This is a genomic window from Ruegeria sp. D3, from assembly GCF_056534465.1.
Genome location: NZ_JBQFPK010000001.1, coordinates 78,777 through 100,182, shown reverse-complemented (window position 1 = coordinate 100,182; position 21,406 = coordinate 78,777). Strand labels below are relative to the sequence as shown.

Below are 21,406 nucleotides of genomic sequence, written 5' to 3'. Positions count from 1 at the left end.
AACTGCCCAAGGATTAAGCACGTTGACTCTTCAACTCGCAGACAAAGACCTGACCCCGCCAGTTCTGCTGGCCCCGATGGCCGGAATCACCGACCGCCCGTTTCGCGATCTGGTGATGCGCTTTGGCGCGGGTATGGTGGTCAGTGAAATGGTTGCAAGCCAGGAAATGGTGCAGGCCAAACCCGGCGTGCGCGAACGGGCCGAGCTGTCGGCCGACGTGGAAAACACCGCCGTTCAACTAGCCGGGCGCGAGGCGCATTGGATGGCCGAGGCCGCCCGGCAGGTCGCTGATCGGGGCGCGCGGGTGATCGACATCAACATGGGGTGTCCGGCCAAGAAGGTCACGAATGGCTATTCCGGCTCGGCGCTGCTGAAAACGCCGGATCATGCGCTGACATTGATCGAGGCGGTGGTCGCGGCGGTTGATGTGCCGGTCACGCTGAAAACGCGGTTGGGGTGGGACGACAAATTACTGAATGCGCCGGACGTCGCGCGGCGCGCGCAGGAGGCAGGGGTGCAGATGGTGACAATCCACGGGCGCACGCGCTGTCAGTTCTACAAAGGGCAGGCGGACTGGCAGGCGATCCGCGCGGTGAAAGAGGCGGTCGATATCCCTGTCATCGCAAACGGGGATATCGTGGATACGGAAACAGCGGGAACCGCGTTGGATCAGTCAGGCGCGGATGGCGTCATGATCGGGCGGGGCGCTCAGGGTCAGCCCTGGGTCCTGGCGCAAGTCTGCCACGATCTCTATGGCGCGCCTGCGCCGGTGGTGCCTCAGGGCGAGGACCTGATCGAGATGGTCCGCGCGCATTATCAGGCGATGCTTGGCTTTTACGGTAGCGATCTGGGTCTGCGCGTCGCGCGCAAACATCTGGGTTGGTATATGGATCAGGCTGGTACGCCAGCAGCCTTGCGCCGCGCCGTTCTTACCTCTCGCGATACCGATGAGGTGATCCGCCTGCTGGGTGACGCCTTAAGCACTGAGGCGGAGGCTGTCGCATGAATTCAGACCAGAGTATTTGGACTTCGCTTCCGGTACCGGCCTTCATAATTGATGGCGATGATCGGATATCCGACGTTAATTCAGCCGGCGAAGGATTCCTGAATGCCTCGCGTAAATCGGTGATCGGGCACCCGGTTTGGGATCAGATTGCGGTCGACGCGCCACTGGAAGAGGCGTTCGAGCGCGCGCGGGCGCAGGGAACACCCTTGTTCGTGAATGATGTAGATGCGGGCTCGGGCAATCGTGCGCCGCTGCAATGCGCGCTGCAGATTGCACCATTGGTTGGCCATCCGGGTTCAATGATCATGATCATCTCGCCGCGAGAACTGGCAGGGCGGATGACGCGGGGCAATACCGTTAAATCGGCGGCGCAGTCGGCGATCGGCATGGCTGAGATGCTGGCACATGAGATCAAGAATCCACTGGCCGGCATCACTGGTGCGGCGCAACTGCTGAGCATGAATATCTCACAGCAAGACCTTGAACTTACAGACCTTATCGTCGCTGAGAGTCGTCGTATCGTAAAGCTGTTGGAACAGGTCGAGCAGTTCGGAAACCTGTCGGAGCCTGATTTCAAGCCAGTGAATATTCATGATGTCCTGGACCGCGCACGCCGGTCGGCCTTGCTGGGATTCGGCGCGCATATGAAAATCATCGAGGAATACGACCCTTCGTTGCCGCTGGCTTATGGTGATCCGGATCAATTCCTGCAAGTTATTCTGAACTTGTTGAAAAACGCGTCTGAAGCTGCTGATCCCAAAGGTGGAATAATTCGCATCAGGACGTATTTCGAACATTCCTTCCGACTTCGGCGCAGTGATGGTTCGGGCCATTCCCTGCCATTGCAGATCGAGATTATCGACGACGGGCCGGGCCTGCCCGAGAAAATCCGTAGCGATATCTTCGACCCGTTCGTGTCGGGCAAGGAAAACGGCACCGGCCTCGGGCTGGCGCTGGTGAGCAAGATCATCTCGGACCATGACGGCTGGATTTCCGCCGACTCGGTGCCGGGCCGTACGGTGTTTCGCATTTCGCTGAGGCGGGCACCGAAGGATGCAACGTAAGACAAAGCCGGAAAGAGCTTAAGGAGAGCACCAAATGGATGGAACAGTTCTGGTCGCAGATGACGACCGCACGATCCGCACCGTTTTGACACAGGCCCTGACGCGGGCAGGATGCAAGGTGCATGCGACCTCTTCGCTGACCACGCTGATGCGCTGGGTTGGTGAGGGCAAGGGGGATGTGGTGATCTCGGATGTCGTAATGCCGGACGGCAACGGTCTAGAAATGCTGCCAAAAATCGCTCAGGACCGTCCAGGTTTGCCGGTCATTGTTATTTCGGCCCAAAATACGATCATGACGGCAATTCAGGCGGCCGAGGCGGATGCTTATGATTATCTGCCCAAACCCTTTGACCTGCCGGATTTGATGAAGCGCACTGCGCGCGCGTTGGAGCAGAAGCAACGCGTTCAAACCGAGGTGGCGGAACCTGTCGACGAGCGTCCGGAAGAATTGCCTTTGGTCGGACGGACACCGGTAATGCAAGCGCTTTATCGGCTGGTTGCACGGGTTATGAACACTGATCTTTCGGTCATGATATCTGGTGAAAGTGGAACGGGTAAATCGCTGATTGCAAGGGCAATTCATGACTTCTCGGATCGTCGGACGCTGCCATTTGTAACTGCAACTGCGGCCGATCTGCGGGATCTGGAAGGCCCCGCGCGGGTGATGGCCCGTGTGCGTGGCGGTACGTTGCTGATTGATGAAATTGCAGATATCGAGGATGAACTGCAGGCCCGTATCGTGCGCATGATGGACACGCCCGGCGATCACGTTCCGCGTTTTATGGCAACCAGCCAGTCCGACCTGACCGAGGCGATGGAGAGTGGGCGCGTGCGTCAGGATCTCTATTACCGCTTGTGCGGTGCGACCATTCATGTGCCGGCATTGCGGGAACGGGTTGATGACATCACCTTGCTGGCCGATCACTTTCTGGCACGGGAAGAACGTGAGCACGGCACCAAGCGCTGGCTTAGCGCTGACGCGGTGGAACTGGTTCGACGCTATTCCTGGCCGGGTAACGTGCGGCAGCTTGAAAACGCAATCCGCCGCCTGAGCCTGACCAGCCGCGCCGATGAAATCTCGAAAGCCGAGGTTGAGATGGTGCTGGGCAGTCAGCCCGAGGCTGAACCTGTTCTGGGTGACGGCGAACGCGAAAAACTATCGGCGTCGGTTGCGCGTCATCTGAGGCGGTACTTTGATCTGCACGGCAATTTGCTGCCACCTCCGGGTCTCTACCAACGCATTCTTCGCGAGGTCGAAGCCCCGCTGATCGAACTGGCGCTGGATGCAACTGGTGGGAATCAGGCAAAATGTGCTGATCTTCTGGGGATTAACCGGAATACGCTGCGGAAAAAGATTACAGACCTCGATATTCAGGTGACACGCAGACGCAAACTGATGTAATATGGCCACACAAAGCGTGGCATCCGGGTTCTGACCCGGCAAGGACCACGAAATATGGCGGTTAGCCGCGAAAGCGGCGCATCAGGATGAGGGCAGACGGTGGCATCCCGAGCACAGAGCGGGCTGATCCTATCGATTAATCGGTGGCGAAAATCCCGAAAGCTGCGCAATTTTAGCACCTTGGGTCTGGTTCTTCTGGGCCCTGCTTTGGCGTTGGCGACGTATCTTGTGATCGGCCCCTTTGACCTTGGGGCTTCTGCACCAACTCTGCGGCTCATCCTGCTTGCGGACTTGGTCTATGTACTGGTCGTTGCGGCGCTTGTGCTCAGTCAGGTCGGTACGTTGATTGCGGCACGGCGCGCGAAATCCGCGGGCTCGCGCCTGCACCTTAGACTGATCGGCGCATTTACGCTTTTGGCGTTGGTTCCAACCGTGACAGTTGCCATCTTCGCCGGATTGACGGTGAACATCGGGCTTGAGGGTTGGTTTTCAGACCGTGTTCGGCAGGTTGTGGGCTCATCTCTCACGGCCGCCGAAGCTTACGAGCAAGAGCACCGCGAGGGCTTGACGCAGGACGCCACAGTTCTTGCGCGGTTCTTGGACAATTCACGCGCAGTGGATTTCTACATCTCGGACGCCGAATTGCGGTCTGTGTTGGCACAGGGACAATCTCAGATTCAGCGTGGTCTGCGCGAGGCTTATGTTATCGACGGCAGTGGCGAGATCAAATCGCGCGGCGACAGGTCATACCTGTTCAACTACGAAGCTCCGACGCCAGAGCAACTGGTCGAAGCCGCTGATACGGGCCTTTTGATCATTGCAGATTGGCAGAACAGCGAATTCCGGGCGTTGGTTCCTCTGCGCGCCTTTCTGGATCGATACCTTTATGTAAGTCGCGAAGTCGACGGGCAGTTGCTGACCTTGCTGGACGACACCAAGGAAACGGCACAGTTCTATCAACAGCTTGAAAGCGACCGGGGCCGGGTTCTGTTCGAGTTCGGTCTTTTATATCTTGGCTTTGCGGTCATTTTGATCCTTGCTGCGATGTCTTTGGGAATGTGGTTTGCCGAGCGCCTCTCGCGCCCGGTGGGGCGGTTGACAACGGCGGCCCAAAGGGTTGGTGCGGGTGATCTGAGCGTTCAGGTGATTGAAGAGGCCAGCGATGATGAGATCGCGATGCTGGGCCGTTACTTCAACCAGATGACACGGCAGTTGAAAGGGCAGCGCGATACCCTTCTTGAGAATACGCGGCAAATCGAACGCCGCCGGCGATTGTTTGACTCGGTTCTCAGCTCGGTCACGTCCGGGGTTGTCGGCGTAGATCCGGATGGTTGCGTAACATTCGTGAACCGCTCGGCTGAACGGCTGCTGGACTGGTCGCGTGGCGAAGAACACTTGGCCATCGGCATTGCCGTTCCTGAATTCCTTCCCCTGTTCGAAACGCTGAAGGACAGCGGTCAGGAAGCGGTTCAGGGTGAGGTCAAGGTGACCCGTAAAGGGCGCTTGGAAAACCTGTTGGTGCGTATGGCCACCCGCCGCGGCGAGGACGGTGGACTTGAAGGATACGTGGTTGCATTTGACGACGTAACCGATCTGGTCAGCGCGCAGAGGTTGGCAGCCTGGGGTGACGTGGCGCGTCGTATCGCGCATGAGATCAAGAACCCTTTGACCCCGATCCAACTGAGCGCGGAACGGATCAAACGCAAATTCTCGACCAAGCTGGATGAAGAGGATTGCGACAAATTGGTGTCGATGACGGATGTCATCGTGCGTCAGACCAATGATTTGCGCCGGATCGTCGACGAATTTTCGAAATTCGCCCGGATGCCCGAACCCGAGCGGCGCGAGGAAAACATTGTCGAGCTGGTGCAAGAAGCGGTCTTGTTGCAGCAATCGGGACAACCGGATGTCGAGATTCTGGCCTCTTTGCCAGACCAGCCCATCCAACTGGATGTGGACGCGACGATGTTGAATCAGGCTTTGACGAACCTGATCAAAAACGCGGGTGAAGCTATCGAAACGCTGAAAAGAAAGGGCGCCCCCGACAATCTGAAGCCACAGATAAAAGTGGACGTGACGCCCGATGACGCAGGTACGGTGATAACGATAGCAGATAACGGAATAGGTTTACCGGAAGACAGGGCGCGATTGTTCGAGCCCTATGTGACCACACGAGACGAGGGGACGGGCCTTGGCCTGCCCATCGTTAAGAAAATAATCGAAGAACATGGCGGTGCACTGACTTTGGAAGATGCACCGGTATTTGACGGGCAGGACCATTTTGGCGCGATGGCCGTGATCCGGTTGCCCGGGGGCAATTTCCCCCAATCCTCGGCGCCACAAAAGCAGGCAATTAAAACAAACAAACTGAAAGCAGGCCAAAGATGAGTGACATTCTAATCGTAGATGACGAACGCGATATTCGCGAGCTGGTGTCCGACATTCTGGAGGACGAAGGCTATTCAACCCGGCTGGCTGGCAACTCGGACGAGTGCATGGCCTCGATCAATTCCGAGCCGCCGGGTCTGCTGATTCTGGATATTTGGCTGAAGGACAGCCGTATGGACGGTATCGACATTCTTAAGGCGGTCAAGCGCGACAATCCGGATGTGCCCGTGGTGATCATTTCGGGTCACGGGAACATCGAGATCGCCGTCGCGGCGATCAAGCAGGGGGCTTATGATTTTATCGAAAAGCCCTTTAACATTGATCAGTTGATGGTTGTTATCCGTCGCGCGATGGAAACCTCGCGCTTGCGCCGCGAGAACGCCTCGCTCAAGCGCAAGGAGGTCACGAATTCCGACATGATCGGCAAGTCCGCCTCGTTCCGCGCGATGCAGGGACAGTTGGACAAGGTGACCAAGTCGAACGGTCGCGTCATGCTCAGCGGTCCTGCCGGATCCGGCAAAGAGATCGCAGCGCGGTACATTCACGCCCATTCGAACCGGGCAAACGCACCATTTGTGACGGTCAATTGCGCCGGTATCGAACCAGAGCGTGTGGAAGAGGTTCTGTTTGGTCGAGAATCATCAGAGCGCGGCGTCGAATCCGGATTGCTGGAAGAGGCTCATGGGGGTGTTGTCTACTTTGACGAGGTTGCCGATATGCCGTTGGGGACTCAGTCCAAGATCCTGCGGGTGCTGGTCGATCAGCAATTCCAGCGTGTTGGCGGGTCAGACAAGGTGCGCGTGGATCTGCGTGTCATTTCATCAACCAACAAGAACCTCGACGAAGAAATCGCGGCAGAACGGTTCCGCGAAGAGCTGTATCACCGCCTGAATGTTGTTCCGATTGACGTGCCCTCGTTGGAGGATCGGCGCGAGGACATTCCGGTTCTGGCGCAACACTTCATAGAAATGTGCAATGAGTCTCAGGGTCTGCCGGTGCGCGAGATTTCGGATGAAGCCGTGGCTTTGCTGCAAACCATGACCTGGCCGGGCAACGTGCGTCAGCTGAAGAACTTGATCGAACGTGTGCTGATCCTTGGGGATGGGACCGGCCCGATTGAGGCCAGAGAACTGCCGACCGAGGATGAAAAATCCGACGACTCCGGTCGTGTGGTTTTGTCGGGTGCACTGGCGACTCTGCCGCTGCGCGAGGCGCGCGAGGCGTTCGAGCGTGAATATCTGCTGACGCAGATCAACCGGTTTGGCGGCAATATTAGTCGCACCGCCAGCTTTGTCGGGATGGAACGCAGCGCGCTGCATCGCAAGTTGAAGTCGTTGGGCGTTGTGACATCGAACAAGTCGGGTGCGCGGGTTGCGCAGATTGACGAACCTGAGCCGGCGGAATAATCCGCCGGGTCTTTAACCCGTCTGGCCAGGTGTGATGATCTGGAAAGAGCCATCGTCAAATTTGACGAAACAGGACTCGGTGCTCAGGGGTGGTAGTTCGATTGTACGAACGGCGGGCACGCGGCTTTTAACGCTTTGCTTACAAGGCGGCAGGCTGATCGGGCGATAACCTTTGGCAGCCATGCACTGTGCTTCGACCGTGTTGCGCAGGCCTTGGTTGACATCGACTGTGTAGATCTGACCAGGTTGCCACCAGCCGCCTGTGCGGTGGCATCGGCCGCGGTTGTCGCAATATGTTCGTCCGGGCCAATAAGTCGGCGGTCCCTGACGAACCTGATTGGCGACTGGCGCATCATTCAGGGCCTGCACCTGACATTGCGTCGTCTCGGTCTGCACGCGCGATACACTTTCGCCCTCGCGATAGTACATCGACAATGGCCCGCATGCGGTCAGGACTGTCAAAGGAATGAGTAAACGAATTACTGTTTTCATGGACTTAGAATGCCCTGACCTCAGGGATTTTACAATTCAATTGACCACTTCGGGACCATCTGTCATTCAAAACGTTCAGGCAGAAGGGCCCACGATATGAAGGTCATCATTTGCGGCGCGGGCCAAGTAGGCTGGCAGATTGCACGGCATCTGTCGGGCGAACTGAACGACGTGACGGTAGTGGACAATAACCCCGACCTTGTCCGTAGGGCTACTGAAACACTGGACGTTCAGGGCATTGCCGGCTTTGCCAGCTACCCGGATGTCTTGGAGCGGGCAGGTGCGCGTGACGCCGAGATGATCATCGCCGCGACCCATTCGGACGAGGTGAACATGGTCACCTGTCAGATGGCGCATTCCGTTTTTTCAATCCAGCGCAAGATCGCGCGTTTGCGGTCAAAATCCTACCTGCAAGCTATTCACTCAGATCTCTACCGTCGGGATCACCTGCCTATAGACGTCGTAATCAGTCCCGAGCGCGAGGTGGCCGCTGCCGCCATGCGCCGCCTTTCGGCGCCTTCGGCTTTCGATACCGAGATGTTCATGGATGAGAAGGCACAGCTTTTGGGCATCCGTATCGATGAGGATTGCCCGATCGTGAACACGCCCCTGAGGCAGCTGACGGATCTGTTTTCGACCCTCAGTTCCATCGTTGTCGGGGTGCGGCGCGAGGGTACGTTGTTTGCGCCGGAATCCGAAGATCAGCTGTTCGTTGGTGACGAATGCTATGTCTTTGCCAATGTCAAAGACGTGGACCGCACGATGGAGGTTTTCGGCAAAGCACAAAGGAAACAGGATCGCGTGGTGATCGTTGGAGGCGGCAATGTCGGGCTGGAAGTCGCGCGCACATTGGAAGAACGCGAAAGTCGTGTACGCGCCAAGATTATCGAGCGGGACCGCAGTTGTGCAGAACAAGCCGCCGAAGCATTGGAACGGACAATTGTTCTGAACGGCGATGGTCTGGACGCTGCGCTGCTGCGTGAGGCCGGGATCGAACGGGCGGATGCCATGCTGGCCGTGACGGACGACGACCGCGCCAACATGCTGGCTGCCGTGCGAGCCAAAGCTGAAGGATGCGCATTGGCGATTGCTTTGATCAACGACCCCAGCATGGTTGCGCTGATGGGGCCGCTTGGCATTGATGCATACATCAACCCGCGCGCTACAACGGTCAGTTCGATCCTGCGCCATATCCGGCACGGACGGGTGCGGCAGGTCTATTCGATTGGAGACGCCGAGGCCGAAGTGATTGAGGCCGAAGTCCTCTCGACCTCTCCAATGGCCGGGCAAAGGCTACGCGACATTGACTTCCCCGAAGGTGTTCTGGTGGGTGCGGTCCGCAAGGGCGATGAGTTGGTGCGTCCCTCGGGCAGTCTGCGGATCGAGGAAAAAGACGTGGTCGCGATCTTTGCGATGGCCAAGGATGTGCCAGAGGTCGAGCGCTTGATGCAGGTTTCGATTGATTTCTTCTGATGGCGCGGGTTGTTGCACATCAGATCGGACTGGTGCGGCGCTTACCGTTGTTCTTGCTGATCTGGGGCATCGCCGCGGTGTCGATGTGGATACCTGCGGCTTATGCGCTGGCTTTGAATGACCACGATACCTCGCGGTCGTTCTTCTACTCTGGATTACTGGGTTTGTTCGTGGTGGCCACGATTGCGTTGGCCTCATCCAATCGTATTCCTCGCCGAGGGACTCTTGGGCAATTGGCCGTGCTGCTGGCCTGTTTCACGGTGCTGCCGCTGTTTCTAGCGGTCCCGCTGCATGATGCGATGGGGAACACGACTTTTCTGAATGCTTATTTCGACATGGTTAGCGCGATGACGACCACGGGCGCGGATATCTTCCCTGACCCCGAACGGTTGAGCGCCCCTTTGCATCTGTGGCGGGCCCAAGTGGGCTGGATGGGCGGGTTGCTGATGTGGATTTCGGCGGCGGCCATTCTTGCGCCGTTGTCGCTGGGCGGGTTCGAGGTTACGGCACGTGGTCAGCCGGGACGTCCTGTGACAGGCGTGGCGCAAAGTGAACGTGTTGATCCGCGTGGCCGTCTCATCCGCGTAACCCGGACGCTGACCCCGGTTTATGCCGGGTTAACGCTGGTGATCTGTTTGTTGCTGCTGATAACCGGGGAAACCGGTCTGACCGCGATCTGTCATGCGATGTCCACGATGGCGACGTCGGGTATCTCTCCGGTTGGGGGATTGGAAGGAGCGCAGGCTGGGATAACTGGTGAGGCGATCATCTTTCTGTTCCTTTTCTTCGCGTTGTCGCGTCTGACGTTTTCCACCGATACGGCAACAACCGGGTATTCGCGGTTGGACAAAGACCCCGAGTTCCGGATCGGCCTTGTGATCGTTGTCGCTGTCGCCGCACTGTTGTTCACCCGCGTTTGGGCCGGAGTGAATGAAATCGGCAACCAACTGACGCCGGTTCAAGCGCTCAGTGTGATCTGGGGGATGGTTTTCACAGTATTGTCCTTTTTGACCACCGCTGGGTTCGAAAGTGCAAACTGGAACGATGCGCAACAGTTGTCGGGGTTGGGGACTCCGGGCCTTGTTCTGTTGGGAATCGCGTTGATTGGTGGTGGTGTCGCGACCACAGCCGGAGGGGTCAAACTGCTGCGTGTGTTTGCTCTTTACCTGAACGGTGCGCGCGAGATCGACAGGCTGATCTACCCGTCTTCTGTTAGCGGGGTCGGGGGCGGAAATAAGCGCATCCAAAGCGACGGCGCCTTTATTGCGTGGATCTTTCTGATGATGTTCGCGTTGACGGCTGCATTGTTCAACATGTTGTTGGCAGCAATGGGCGCGGGGTTCGAACAGGCGATGGTTTTGACAGTTGCCGCCCTCAGCACCACGGGCCCTCTGATCGAATTGGCGACTGACGTGCCCATCAGACTGGTTGATCTATCGGGGGGCGCAAAGCTGACAATGTGCGCGGCCATGGTGATTGGACGGCTTGAGACGCTGGCAATTATCGCCTTGATCACACCGTCCTTGTGGCGGGACTGAGAATCAACACTCGTGTTAATGATTGATTTTTCATCTGGAAACTCGGTTAACGACACTCCATACTCTGCCAGAGGGAGCGCGTTGGTCCGCAGCGCGTAGCAAGAACAATGGCGAGTTTATAAAAATATGGCTTCGGACAGACAGAATCTGCAGGACGCGTTCCTGAACAATGTACGTAAGGCAAAGGTCCCGGTCACAATTTTCCTGATCAACGGTGTGAAATTGCAAGGTGTGATCACGTGGTTTGATAACTTTTGCGTGTTGTTGCGCCGCGACGGACAGTCGCAGCTGGTTTATAAGCATGCGATCTCGACCATCATGCCATCACAGCCGATCAACCTGTATGAGGGCGAAGACGCCTCTTGATGGAACATGACAGGACGCGCACCCGCGCTTGGGTGCTGCATCCGGAAATCAAGTCAGATGAACAGCGCCGTGTCCCTGAACCGGCGCTGGCAGAAGCGGTTGCTTTGGCCGCTGCTTTGCCCGACCTTGACGTGGTCGGGTCAGAAATTGTGCGCTTGCCGCGGGCGCAGGCCGGTTTGTTGTTCGGCAGTGGCAAGATCGAAGAACTGGCCGAGCGGCTGCATGACAACAAGATCGAATTGGTGCTGATCGACGGTCCGGTGACGCCTGTCCAGCAGCGCAACCTTGAAAAGGCGTGGAAAGTCAAAATCCTCGACCGAACGGGGCTGATCCTCGAGATATTCAGCGACCGCGCCCGGACACGTGAAGGGGTTCTACAGGTCGAGATGGCCGCACTCAGCTATCAACGGACACGGCTGGTACGCGCCTGGACCCACTTGGAACGCCAGCGGGGCGGTTTGGGTTTTGTCGGCGGTCCGGGTGAGACCCAGATCGAGGCTGACCGCCGTGCGATTGACGAACAACTTGTTCGCCTGCGGCGGCAATTGCAGAAAGTTGTCAAAACCCGCACCCTGCATCGTGCGGCCCGTGCCAAGGTGCCGTATCCGATTGTGGCGCTGGTGGGCTATACCAACGCGGGCAAGTCCACTTTGTTCAACCGTCTGACCGGTGCCGAAGTGATGGCCAAAGACATGCTGTTTGCCACGCTTGATCCAACTATGCGCCGGGTTGAACTGCCTGATGGTCCCGAGGTGATCCTGTCGGATACGGTGGGGTTTATCTCGAATCTGCCGACCGAGCTGGTGGCTGCCTTTCGCGCCACGTTAGAGGAAGTTCTGGGTGCCGATATCGTCGTCCATGTCCGCGACATCAGCCACGAAGAGACTGAAGCACAAGCGCAGGATGTCGAAACCATCCTGACGTCTCTTGGGGTCGAGGATAACCGCCCGCGTCTGGAAGTCTGGAACAAGATTGATCTGTTGGACCCCGAGGAACGCGAAGCAGCTGTTGCCCGTGCGGATCGTGACCCTGAGGTTTACGCGATTTCGGCGGTCACAGGAGAAGGGGTTGGCCCGCTTTTGGCCGACATCGCGACCAAGCTTCAAGGCGTTCGACACGAAATGACGCTGTTTCTGGGCTATGCCGAGGGGGACAAGCGGGCATGGTTGTTCCGTCAGGACGTGGTTCGGGCCGAAAAACAGACCGAGGATGGTTTCGTACTGACCGTTCTATGGACGGACAAGCAAGCCGCGCAATTCGCAGCGCTTTAGGCGTTATTTCCCGTCGATCTGGCGTTGATAATCGTCGGCGTCGAACCATCTCAGCGAGGTTTTCACCTTGTGGTCCTCGGTCAATTCCCACTCTTCCCAGCCGCGGGCGATGACATGGTTGCCGGTTTGCGCGTGATGACCTTCCAATGTCCAAACAAAGATGGCGTGACTTCCTGCCCATCGCATCATGTCGCAGCGCACCTCGAGGTCAGGAAAGTCTGCGTAGAACCCGCGCGCCATTTCAGCAACTGCGGCCCGTCCGACAATCGGCTCTCCTCGGTTTATCGTGATTTGCCCGTCAGGAGCGTAAAACCGCGCCACTTCGTCAGGGTTGCCTGAACTCCAGGCAATCGCATAATCGCGCGCGAGATTGTTCAACCTATCCCGAATGCTGGCCATAAATACCCCCAAACCAAATGTCTTTGCCTTAGGGGAGGGTACGGCAAAACCACCGCTTTCGTCCACGTAAGCTGAAAAAAGGGGCAAGGTCTTGCCGAACAGGGGAAATTAGCGCGGGATCAGGTTGGTAACGCCGACCGCAGCCGCGCGGGCGAGATCCAGGTCCAGCGACATCGGAATATACTCTCCGCGGCGCCACAGTTGGGCTTGGTCATCATAATAGCGGGATAGAAAATGACCCGACTGACCGGTTGCCGTTATAAAGACCGAACTGTCGGGGTCGGCAAAATCATAGACGCCCCGATATCCTGCACCATGAACGTTCTGGAACGGGTCCGGCCCTTCGCCCGAGGTGCGCCCGCGTAGCAAAGTATTGTCGCCGCCGCTGGTGGATTGGCGGATATTGACGAAGAACCGCAGAACCGGGACCGAGCCCAGAACCGGGTGATCATGCGTCGCCTGATGCGCATCGCCCCAGCGTAAGGATTGTAGCGCACCGCCGTATTTCTCGGTGATCCAGATCAGCGCATCATCCAGTGCAAGGCGGGCCATATCACTACATGTTTCCGTTGGTGCGCTTTGCCGAACGTCGCACCAGACCGCCGCGCCATCAATGTTCCGATAGACGCGTTCGATAAACAGCGGCTCGACATGTTTAAACTCTGCCGCAATCGGCCCCAATTCGTCCGAAATCAAACGGATCTGAAGCGCCCGCAGCCACGCCGCATAGATCAAAGGTTCAGGCAGATGTTCGTTCATCTCGCCATTCCACTCGGCCAGCAAATTAAGTGCAATCTGACGTTGCCGTTCTGGTGTACCTTCGGGAGCCGAAGCTCCAGTGAACCACAAATCGGCCCCGATCAGCGGCAACAGGGACCGGGCAGTGAAGCTTACGGTGTCCAGCTGTGCCTCGATAAAGCTGTCGCGCGTATGGACCTCGCGCGATTGCATCAGCCTTTCCCATCTGTGAATGCGTTGGGTATCGCCCCATTCATAAGACACATGTCTCGGAAATGGGCGGTTGATGACCTTGTTGTTGGTATTACCCAGGATACCGCCTGCAGGGGCCACGAATTCGGGGTTATCGCCATAGGGCAGACGTCCCTGCCAGCGGTTCTCGTTCAGCCAACCTGGTGTCGGAATGCGTCCCCGGCTTTGGTTTCGCAGGTCGCGGCGGGGCATCGCACCGATCAGTTTCATACCAATGGTATCCGTATCGACCAGCGAAAGGTTCTGGGACGGAGCAATGAAAAGCTCGGCCGTGTCAATCGCCTGTCGCACTGTGTCCGCATTCATCAGCGCCATTGAAGCAGACATCGAGGTGTCCTGCGCGCTGAGCGCAGTCCACGACAACGACGTTACATGCCCCGGAGGCGTGATGGTTCCCAAGTCAAAGTCACTGCCGGGCAGGACAGGTCCGTTCTCTGTCCAGCGCAAGGTCAGTGTAATGGGCGCTTCGTCCTTTATTTCTATGATCGATGGACGGCTGCGGAACTGTTTGAAACCGTCAGGCGTCAGGTATTCTTCAGGGTTGTCGGGGTTGAGCTGTTCGATATGTATGTCTTGGTCGTCCAGATAGGACGATGTCAGCCCCCATCCCAGACGATCGCTGCGCCCGGTCATGATTGCCGGAACGCCGGGGATACTTGCACCGATCACGCCACCCTTGGCCAGTTGCAGACGGGCCAGATACCAAATGCCTGGCGCTGTAAAGCCCAGATGCGGGTCATTGGCCAGCAAGGTGCCCCCGATGGCCGAACGTGAAGGTGCGGCGCTCCAGGCGTTGGAGGCTCCGGCCAGTCCGCGCTTGGGAAATGGGGATAACGGGGTATCGGGCCTTGGGGTTCCCGCCGCGTAGCGGGGAACGCCGGGAAACAAAGCTGCGTATTCGGGTAGGGCTGCGATCCCCGACCCCGGAACATCGGGTAAAATATCAGCCAGTCTTTCGGCATCGTTCAGCATTAGCGATGTGCGCGCCCGCAGCACCTCATCCTCAAGATGTCCAGACAGTTGTAATGCCATCAGCTTGATGACCGCTAGGCTGTCGCCGGGTTGCCAAGGAGAGACCGGCGCGTTGAACAGGAACATCTCGGGTGCGCCGCGACCCAACGCGCTTTCGTTGATCTCGGCCAGACGTGCGTTTACCCCCGAGGCATACGCCCGCAGGGCTGCTTTGGTATAGTCGTCCTGAACCGTGACCGAGCGATGGGCCAGCCCGTACAGGTCCAGTCTGCGCAACAGTTTGTCGATGTGAACGGTGCGTGCGCCAAAAACCTCGGATAAACGCCCCTGTGCGGTTCTGCGCAGAACGGTCATCTGCCAAAGCCGGTCCTGAGCATGCGCATAGCCCAGCCCAAAGAACACATCCGGGTCAGTCGCACCCAATATATGAGGAACATTTGCAGTGTCGCGGACGATCTCGACTGGGGCTGTCAGGCCCTGAACTTCGACCGTCTGATCGTATTCCGGCAAGGATTGACTGGCCAGAAAATACACCAGCAGGACAGCGGCCAAAGTTAACAGAACGAGGCCCGATGCGATACGCACCAGCCAGCGAAATACTATAGCCATCTGCGGTCCAATTTCCTGTTCATCCGTCGAATGGCGCAAGAGTAAAGGAACCCATCGCGAACCGAAAGAGCAGCGCGGGCAGTTTGTTCCACTGCGCCGTTACGAAACGCAAACCCCGCCGCTGACCGGGGTCAGGGCGGGGCGAAACCGGGGGTCTCCGGTTCGGGTCTTACGGAATGATCCGTGTGTATTTCGTGCCTTCTACGGTGGCGCCAATCTGCAGGCCGGCTTGGCCAAATACAGCAGCCAACACGGGTGAACGCAGTGTTGTTGTGTCGGTCGAAAGGCTATCGCCCTGATCGCTGACCACATAGCCGATATCGGCTCCAGCGGTCCAACCGCTGGAACGGCGGAAATCGTTTAGCGCGTCTTGCGTCATGAAGAACAGGACATGTGCATATTGCTGCGCCCCGATCTGCAACCCGGCGGTGCCTTTGACTGCCGAGTAGTAATCGACAGTGGCGCCGTTGATACGCAGTGCGCCGCGGCCATATCCGCCACCAAATACAAATCCGGCCTCTGTTATCAGCGGCATGACCAGCATGCCGTTGGCTTTTTCTGCGATCTCAACCGTGTTGGGGTAGCGCGCGTACATTTCGGTCAAGGTCGCATCGACACGCGCATCAATCGTGGCTGCGTTCGAATTGCCGACACCGTTGCCGCAAGCGGCAGTCAGGGTCAGGCCAGCCATACCAATGGCAAAGCCACGACGGCTTAGTCGGGGGGAGTTGGAACTGCTCATGTTTTTTCTCTGTATAACTGCCTGAATTGTCGGGTGTTCCCGATCTTATCTGCAAGGATACGCCGATTGATTCTGCGTGTCACGGGAAAGCTGGCCCCGTACCGATCACAATCGGCGAAAATTCGCGACAATATGTCTTTTAACCTTGCAACAGCTTAGCGACTGCGGGTGCGAAATAAGTCAGTATGCCGTCGCAGCCCGCGCGTTTGAATGCAAGCAGGCTTTCCAGCATCACTTTTTCCCCGTCGATCCAACCGTTCTGCGCCGCGGCCTGAACCATCGCGTATTCACCCGAGACCTGATAGGCATAGGTCGGTGCCCCGAAGGTGTCTTTTACTCGGCGGCAGATGTCCAGATAGGGCATCCCGGGTTTGATCATCACCATATCCGCGCCTTCGGTCAGGTCGCGTTCAATCAACCGCAGGGCCTCGTCCGAGTTCGCCGGGTCCATCTGGTAGGTCTTCTTGTCCCCGGTCAGCGCGCCTGAGGCACCCACCGCATCGCGGAACGGACCATAAAAGGCGCTGGCGTATTTGGCAGCATAGCTCAGGATCATCACATTATGGTGCCCCGCCGATTCCAAGGACTGACGCATCGCTCCGATCCGACCATCCATCATGTCCGAAGGGCCGATGATGTCTGCTCCGGATTCGGCCTGCGCGAGTGTCATTTTGACCAATGCCTCGACGGTCTGGTCATTCACAATCTCGCCATCTACGACATAGCCGTCATGGCCATTGATGTTGTAGGGGTCCAGCGCCACGTCGGTCATCACTGCGATATCAGGCGCCGCTGCCTTGATGGCCCGTATTGCCCGGTTGGACAGATTGTCAGGGTTCCAGGCTTCGGCACAGTCCTCGGTTTTCAGGCCGGGATCGGTGTAAGGAAAGATGCAGATTGCCGGGATTCCAAGCGCCTGCGCCTCAACAGCGGCCTTTGCGATCAAATCGACCGAGCGGCGGACGACGCCGGGCATCGATGGCACGTGCTCTTCCACACCCTCTCCATCGCGGACAAAGACCGGCCAGATCAGATCATCCGTGGTCAGAGTATTCTCGCGCACCAACCCGCGTATGGCTGGCGATTGACGGGCCCTGCGAAAGCGGGTCTGGGGATAGGGGGCGATGGTGGGCTTCATGTCGCACTCTCCTTGAATATTCCCGCATTGGGTGGCATGAATTCCGCGTAGTCTCAAGGGTAACGATGGACGCGCCGGTGCGAAGAGGGTCCCTGATGACAGTGAACAAGGGGCCGATGCGTGAACTTATACTCTTCGATCTTTGAAGTCATTGACATGCGCAGCTTTTCCAATCTGTGGTATTGGATCGTGCTGGCGGTGCTTTGGTCTTCAGCTAGCCACTGGGCGATGGGGGTTCCGTTTGATCTCGTTTCGCGCGCCCGTCGCAACGGAGGTCAGGCCGAGCAGGATCTGTTGGATATCGTTCGGATTAACGTTAATCGGCTGATTTACATCGTCGAGGTTTCGGGACTGGTTATTCTGGCGTTTGGCTGTTTCTTTTTCACAGGTCTGGCTACGCTTGGCTTTTATTACGGGATTGAGCTTGCACAGGCGGTATTCTTGTTGTTGTTTCCGGTCGGTTTGGTCATGCTGATCAACATCTCGGCGGCTCGTAAGTTGCAACGAACCGAGGTTGGCCTTGAACCGGTTGCCAAAATACTGACCAGATGCAGGATTTATACGCAGATTATCGGAATGATTTCGATCTTGATCACCTCGCTCTGGGGTATGTATCAGAACTTTTCCATCGGCGTTCTGGGATAGAGAATTCGGAAAGGTTAGGCGATGAAGGCTCCGAACCATGTCACGGTTGGCGGCGCCCCCGAAGGGTTTGACGCACAGCTTGTCCTGAATGAGATCACCCGCTCGGGCGGACCGGTATGCCATGTGGCGCGTGATGACAAACGGCTTGAAGCGATGCGCGCCGCGTTGGCGTTCTTTGCGCCCGATATGCCGGTCTTTGTATTTCCGGGCTGGGATTGTCTGCCCTATGACCGCGTCTCGCCCAATGCCGATATCGCCGCCGCCCGCGTGGCAACGCTGGCCGCCTTGGTGCATCAGATGCCCGATCGGTTTGTGCTGCTGACCACGCTGAATGCAGCGACCCAACGCGTGCCCGCGCGCGAGGTTCTGCGCGAGGCCGCGTTTACCGCCCGCGTCGATCACCGCGTGGATGAGGCCGCGCTGCGCAACTTCCTTGTCCGCATGGGTTTCACCCAAAGCCCCACGGTGATGGAACCCGGCGACTATGCCATTCGCGGCGGCATCATCGACATCTTCCCTCCGGGCGAGTCCGGCCCGGTGCGGCTGGACCTGTTCGGAGACGTTCTGGACGGCGCGCGCCGGTTCGATCCCGCCTCGCAACGCACCACCGAAAAGCTGGAGGTGGTGGAGCTGGCCCCGGTGTCCGAGGTCATTCTGGACGATGCCGCCATCACGCGCTTCCGCCAGAACTATCGTATCGAGTTCGGCGCGGCGGGCACCGATGATCCCCTGTACGAGGCAGTCAGCGCAGGGCGCAAACATCAAGGCATCGAACACTGGCTGCCCTTCTTCCACGAAAAACTGGAGACGCTGTTCGACTACCTTCCCGAAGCATCGATCACCGTCGATGATCAGGTCACACCCGCGCGTCTGGCGCGGTGGGATACGATTGCCGATCAGTATGAAACCCGAAAACTGGCACTAGCCAACCGATCCCGCATGGACACGGTCTACAAGCCGACCCCGCCGGGTCTGCTCTATCTGGACGATGCCGCGTGGGAGGCTGCGGTCGGCGATCGTCGGGTGATGCAATTCAGCCCTTTACCTAAGGCCAGCGGGCCGGGCGTGATCGACGCAGGCGGGCGGATCGGACGCAACTTTGCACCCGAACGGCAGCAGGAAAGCATCAGCCTGTTTGGCGCTTTGGCCGCGCATATCACCGACAAGATGGCCAAAGGCCCGGTGCTGATTGCGTCTTATTCCGAAGGCGCCCGAGAACGTCTGACCGGTTTGATCGAAGACGAAGGTCTGGCCGAGGCGATCCCAGTCACCGATGGCACCCGCGTCGGCAAACGGGGCTTACATCTGGCCGTCTGGGCGCTGGAGCATGGGTTTGAGACCCCCGATTTGACAGTCATCGCCGAACAGGACGTGCTGGGCGATCGCCTGATCCGCCAGCCCAAGAAACGCCGCAAGGCTGAGAACTTCCTGACCGAGACCCAATCCCTGACCCCCGGTGATCTGGTGGTACATGTGGATCACGGCATCGGCCGCTATCAGGGGATGGAGGTCGTCACCGCCGCCGGTGCCGCCCATGAATGCCTGCTGCTGGAATACGCCGAACAGTCGAAATTGTATCTACCGGTCGAAAACATCGAGTTGCTGTCGAAATACGGCCATGACGAGGGTCTGCTGGACCGTCTAGGCGGCGGCGCATGGCAGGCGAAAAAGGCCAAGCTGAAAGAGCGCATCCGCGAGATGGCGGACAAGCTGATCCGCATAGCCGCCGAACGTGCGCTGCGCAAAGCGCCGGTGATGGACCCGCCGCCCCACGCTTGGGAGGAGTTCAGCGCCCGCTTCCCCTATCAGGAAACCGACGATCAACTGCGAGCAATCTCGGAAGTGATGGAAGACATGCATTCCGGCGCGCCGATGGATCGCCTGATCTGCGGCGACGTGGGCTTTGGCAAGACCGAGGTCGCCATGCGCGCCGCCTTTGTCGCCGCCATGTCCGGCGTGCAGGTGGCGGTGATCGCACCGACCACGCTGCTGGCGCGCCAGCACGCGGCCTCGTTCAAAGAACGCTTCCGAGGCTTCCCGTTGGAAGTTCGGCAACTGTCGCGCTTTGTCTCGACCAAAGAGGCGCAACAAACCCGCGATGGCCTGGCGCGTGGCACAGTGGATATCGTGATCGGCACCCATGCGCTGCTGGCCAAGGGCATCCGTTTCAACAATCTGGGCCTGCTGATCATCGACGAAGAGCAGCATTTCGGCGTCGGCCACAAAGAGCGCCTGAAACAGCTGCGCAGCGACATCCATGTCCTGACCCTAACGGCCACGCCGATCCCGCGCACCTTGCAACTGTCTCTGACCGGGGTACGCGACCTGTCGATCATAGGCACGCCGCCCATCGACCGCCTGGCCATCCGCACCTATGTCAGCGAGTTCGACGCGGTCACCATCCGAGAGGCCCTGCTGCGCGAACATTACCGTGGCGGGCAGAGTTTCTACGTTGTCCCGCGTATCTCGGACCTGCCCGAGATCGAAGAGTTCCTGAAAGAGCAACTGCCTGAACTGACCTATGTTGTCGCGCACGGTCAGATGGCGGCGGGGGAACTTGATGACCGGATGAACGCTTTCTACGACGGTAAATACGATGTGCTGCTGGCGACTACGATTGTGGAAAGCGGGCTGGATATTCCGACCGCAAACACGATGGTCGTGCATCGGGCGGATATGTTCGGCCTGTCACAACTCTATCAAATTCGCGGCCGGGTGGGGCGCTCAAAAACCCGCGCCTATGCTTACCTGACGACCAAACCGCGTAAGAAACTGACAGCCACGGCCGAGAAACGCCTGCGCGTTCTGGGCTCGCTGGATACGCTGGGGGCCGGGTTCACGCTGGCCTCACAGGATCTGGACATTCGTGGCGCTGGCAACCTGCTGGGCGAGGAGCAATCGGGTCAGATGCGCGACGTGGGCTATGAACTCTACCAGTCCATGCTGGAAGAGGCGATTGCCAAGATCAAATCCGGAGAGATGGAAGGGCTGTCCGACAGCGATGACCAATGGGCGCCGCAGATCAATCTGGGCGTTCCCGTCCTGATCCCGGAAGACTACGTACCCGATCTGGATGTGCGTTTGGGTCTTTACCGTCGCTTGTCCTCGCTGTCGACAAAAGTTGAGCTAGAGGGCTTTGCGGCCGAGTTGATCGACCGGTTCGGCAAGCTGCCCAAAGAAGTGAACACTCTGATGCTAGTCGTCCGCATCAAAGCCATGTGCAAACGCGCAGGTATCGCCAAGCTGGACGGGGGGCCGAAGGGCGCGACCATTCAGTTCCACAACGACAAGTTTGCGTCTCCGCAGGGGCTGGTTGAGTTCATTCAAAACCAGCGCGGCATGGCCAAGGTAAAGGACAACAAGATCGTTGTGCGGCGCGACTGGAAGAATGACGGCGACAAGATCAAAGGGGCTTTTGCCATCGCTCGTGATCTGGCCGAGAAAGTCATCGCCCAGAAAAAGAAGGCCAAAGCAGGCTGATGCCGGTGCAGGGGGCGCTGCCCCC

At 58.2% G+C, this 21,406-nt stretch carries 16 protein-coding genes; 11 read left to right on the top strand and 5 right to left on the bottom strand.

Going from position 1 to position 21,406, the window contains the following annotated elements; all coding sequences use genetic code 11:
• The first annotated feature begins 22 nt into the window (after positions 1-22).
• From dusB to ntrX, 5 genes are all read left to right on the top strand, one after another.
• Positions 23-1,006 carry a tRNA dihydrouridine synthase DusB gene (gene dusB, locus ACR0DX_RS00450; protein WP_170354347.1) on the top strand — a complete coding sequence of 328 codons (984 nt, stop codon included), beginning with the start codon at positions 23-25 and terminating at the stop codon, positions 1,004-1,006.
• A complete protein-coding gene (locus ACR0DX_RS00445) occupies positions 1,003-2,070 on the top strand; it encodes a two-component system sensor histidine kinase NtrB (protein ID WP_170354346.1) in 1,068 nt (355 codons plus the stop codon). The genes dusB and ACR0DX_RS00445 overlap by 4 nt, the downstream gene beginning before the upstream one ends.
• A gap of 34 nt (positions 2,071-2,104) precedes the next feature.
• On the top strand, positions 2,105-3,472 hold the full coding sequence (locus ACR0DX_RS00440) for a response regulator (RefSeq protein ID WP_170354345.1): 1,368 nt from the start codon (positions 2,105-2,107) through the stop codon (positions 3,470-3,472).
• 99 nt (positions 3,473-3,571) lie between these two features.
• Positions 3,572-5,860, top strand: coding sequence for a sensor histidine kinase NtrY-like (locus ACR0DX_RS00435; RefSeq protein ID WP_170354344.1), 2,289 nt, complete (start codon positions 3,572-3,574; stop codon positions 5,858-5,860).
• Positions 5,857-7,266 (top strand): nitrogen assimilation response regulator NtrX, encoded by a 1,410-nt coding sequence (ntrX, locus tag ACR0DX_RS00430; RefSeq protein ID WP_170354343.1) that lies wholly within the window; start codon positions 5,857-5,859, stop codon positions 7,264-7,266. The genes ACR0DX_RS00435 and ntrX overlap by 4 nt, the downstream gene beginning before the upstream one ends.
• 12 nt (positions 7,267-7,278) lie before the next feature.
• Here the strand turns inward: ntrX and ACR0DX_RS00425 are convergent, their stop codons facing one another.
• Entirely contained in the window at positions 7,279-7,758 is a 480-nt protein-coding gene (locus tag ACR0DX_RS00425; RefSeq protein WP_170354342.1) for a hypothetical protein, read from the bottom strand.
• A 96-nt stretch (positions 7,759-7,854) separates the two neighbouring features.
• Between ACR0DX_RS00425 and trkA the strand changes: the two genes are divergently transcribed.
• The 4 genes from trkA to hflX all read left to right on the top strand — a co-directional run bounded on the left by trkA (position 7,855) and on the right by hflX (position 12,406).
• Complete coding sequence (gene trkA, locus ACR0DX_RS00420; protein ID WP_170724253.1) at positions 7,855-9,231, top strand: Trk system potassium transporter TrkA; 1,377 nt, start codon at positions 7,855-7,857, stop codon at positions 9,229-9,231.
• Positions 9,231-10,769: a TrkH family potassium uptake protein gene (locus tag ACR0DX_RS00415; protein ID WP_170724254.1), complete on the top strand. Its 1,539-nt coding sequence runs from the start codon at positions 9,231-9,233 to the stop codon at positions 10,767-10,769. The genes trkA and ACR0DX_RS00415 overlap by 1 nt, the downstream gene beginning before the upstream one ends.
• A gap of 126 nt (positions 10,770-10,895) precedes the next feature.
• Positions 10,896-11,135: an RNA chaperone Hfq gene (gene hfq / locus ACR0DX_RS00410; RefSeq protein WP_005982826.1), complete on the top strand. Its 240-nt coding sequence runs from the start codon at positions 10,896-10,898 to the stop codon at positions 11,133-11,135.
• The gene (gene hflX / locus ACR0DX_RS00405) at positions 11,135-12,406 is read left to right on the top strand and encodes a GTPase HflX (protein WP_480844840.1); all 1,272 of its coding nucleotides are present in this window, start codon (positions 11,135-11,137) and stop codon (positions 12,404-12,406) included. Before hfq ends, hflX begins: the two co-directional genes overlap by 1 nt.
• A gap of 3 nt (positions 12,407-12,409) precedes the next feature.
• Here hflX and ACR0DX_RS00400 read toward each other — a convergent pair whose 3' ends face one another.
• From ACR0DX_RS00400 to hemB, 4 genes are all read right to left on the bottom strand, one after another.
• The gene (locus ACR0DX_RS00400; RefSeq protein WP_170354338.1) at positions 12,410-12,805 is read right to left on the bottom strand and encodes a nuclear transport factor 2 family protein; all 396 of its coding nucleotides are present in this window, start codon (positions 12,803-12,805) and stop codon (positions 12,410-12,412) included.
• Between the two features lie 108 nt (positions 12,806-12,913).
• A complete protein-coding gene (locus ACR0DX_RS00395; RefSeq protein WP_170354337.1) occupies positions 12,914-15,376 on the bottom strand; it encodes a penicillin acylase family protein in 2,463 nt (820 codons plus the stop codon).
• Between the two features lie 169 nt (positions 15,377-15,545).
• Entirely contained in the window at positions 15,546-16,118 is a 573-nt protein-coding gene (locus tag ACR0DX_RS00390; RefSeq protein ID WP_170354336.1) for a lipid-binding SYLF domain-containing protein, read from the bottom strand.
• Positions 16,119-16,257: 139 nt separating this feature from the next.
• Positions 16,258-17,256, bottom strand: a complete 999-nt coding sequence (gene hemB, locus ACR0DX_RS00385) for a porphobilinogen synthase (protein WP_170354335.1) — start codon at positions 17,254-17,256, stop codon at positions 16,258-16,260.
• A 120-nt stretch (positions 17,257-17,376) separates the two neighbouring features.
• Here hemB and ACR0DX_RS00380 point away from each other — a divergent pair, with 120 nt between their 5' ends.
• Both ACR0DX_RS00380 and mfd read left to right on the top strand, forming a co-directional pair.
• Positions 17,377-17,901 carry a component of SufBCD complex gene (locus ACR0DX_RS00380; protein ID WP_170354334.1) on the top strand — a complete coding sequence of 175 codons (525 nt, stop codon included), beginning with the start codon at positions 17,377-17,379 and terminating at the stop codon, positions 17,899-17,901.
• Between the two features lie 21 nt (positions 17,902-17,922).
• The gene (mfd, locus tag ACR0DX_RS00375) at positions 17,923-21,381 is read left to right on the top strand and encodes a transcription-repair coupling factor (RefSeq protein ID WP_170354333.1); all 3,459 of its coding nucleotides are present in this window, start codon (positions 17,923-17,925) and stop codon (positions 21,379-21,381) included.
• The last annotated feature ends 25 nt before the right edge of the window (positions 21,382-21,406 follow it).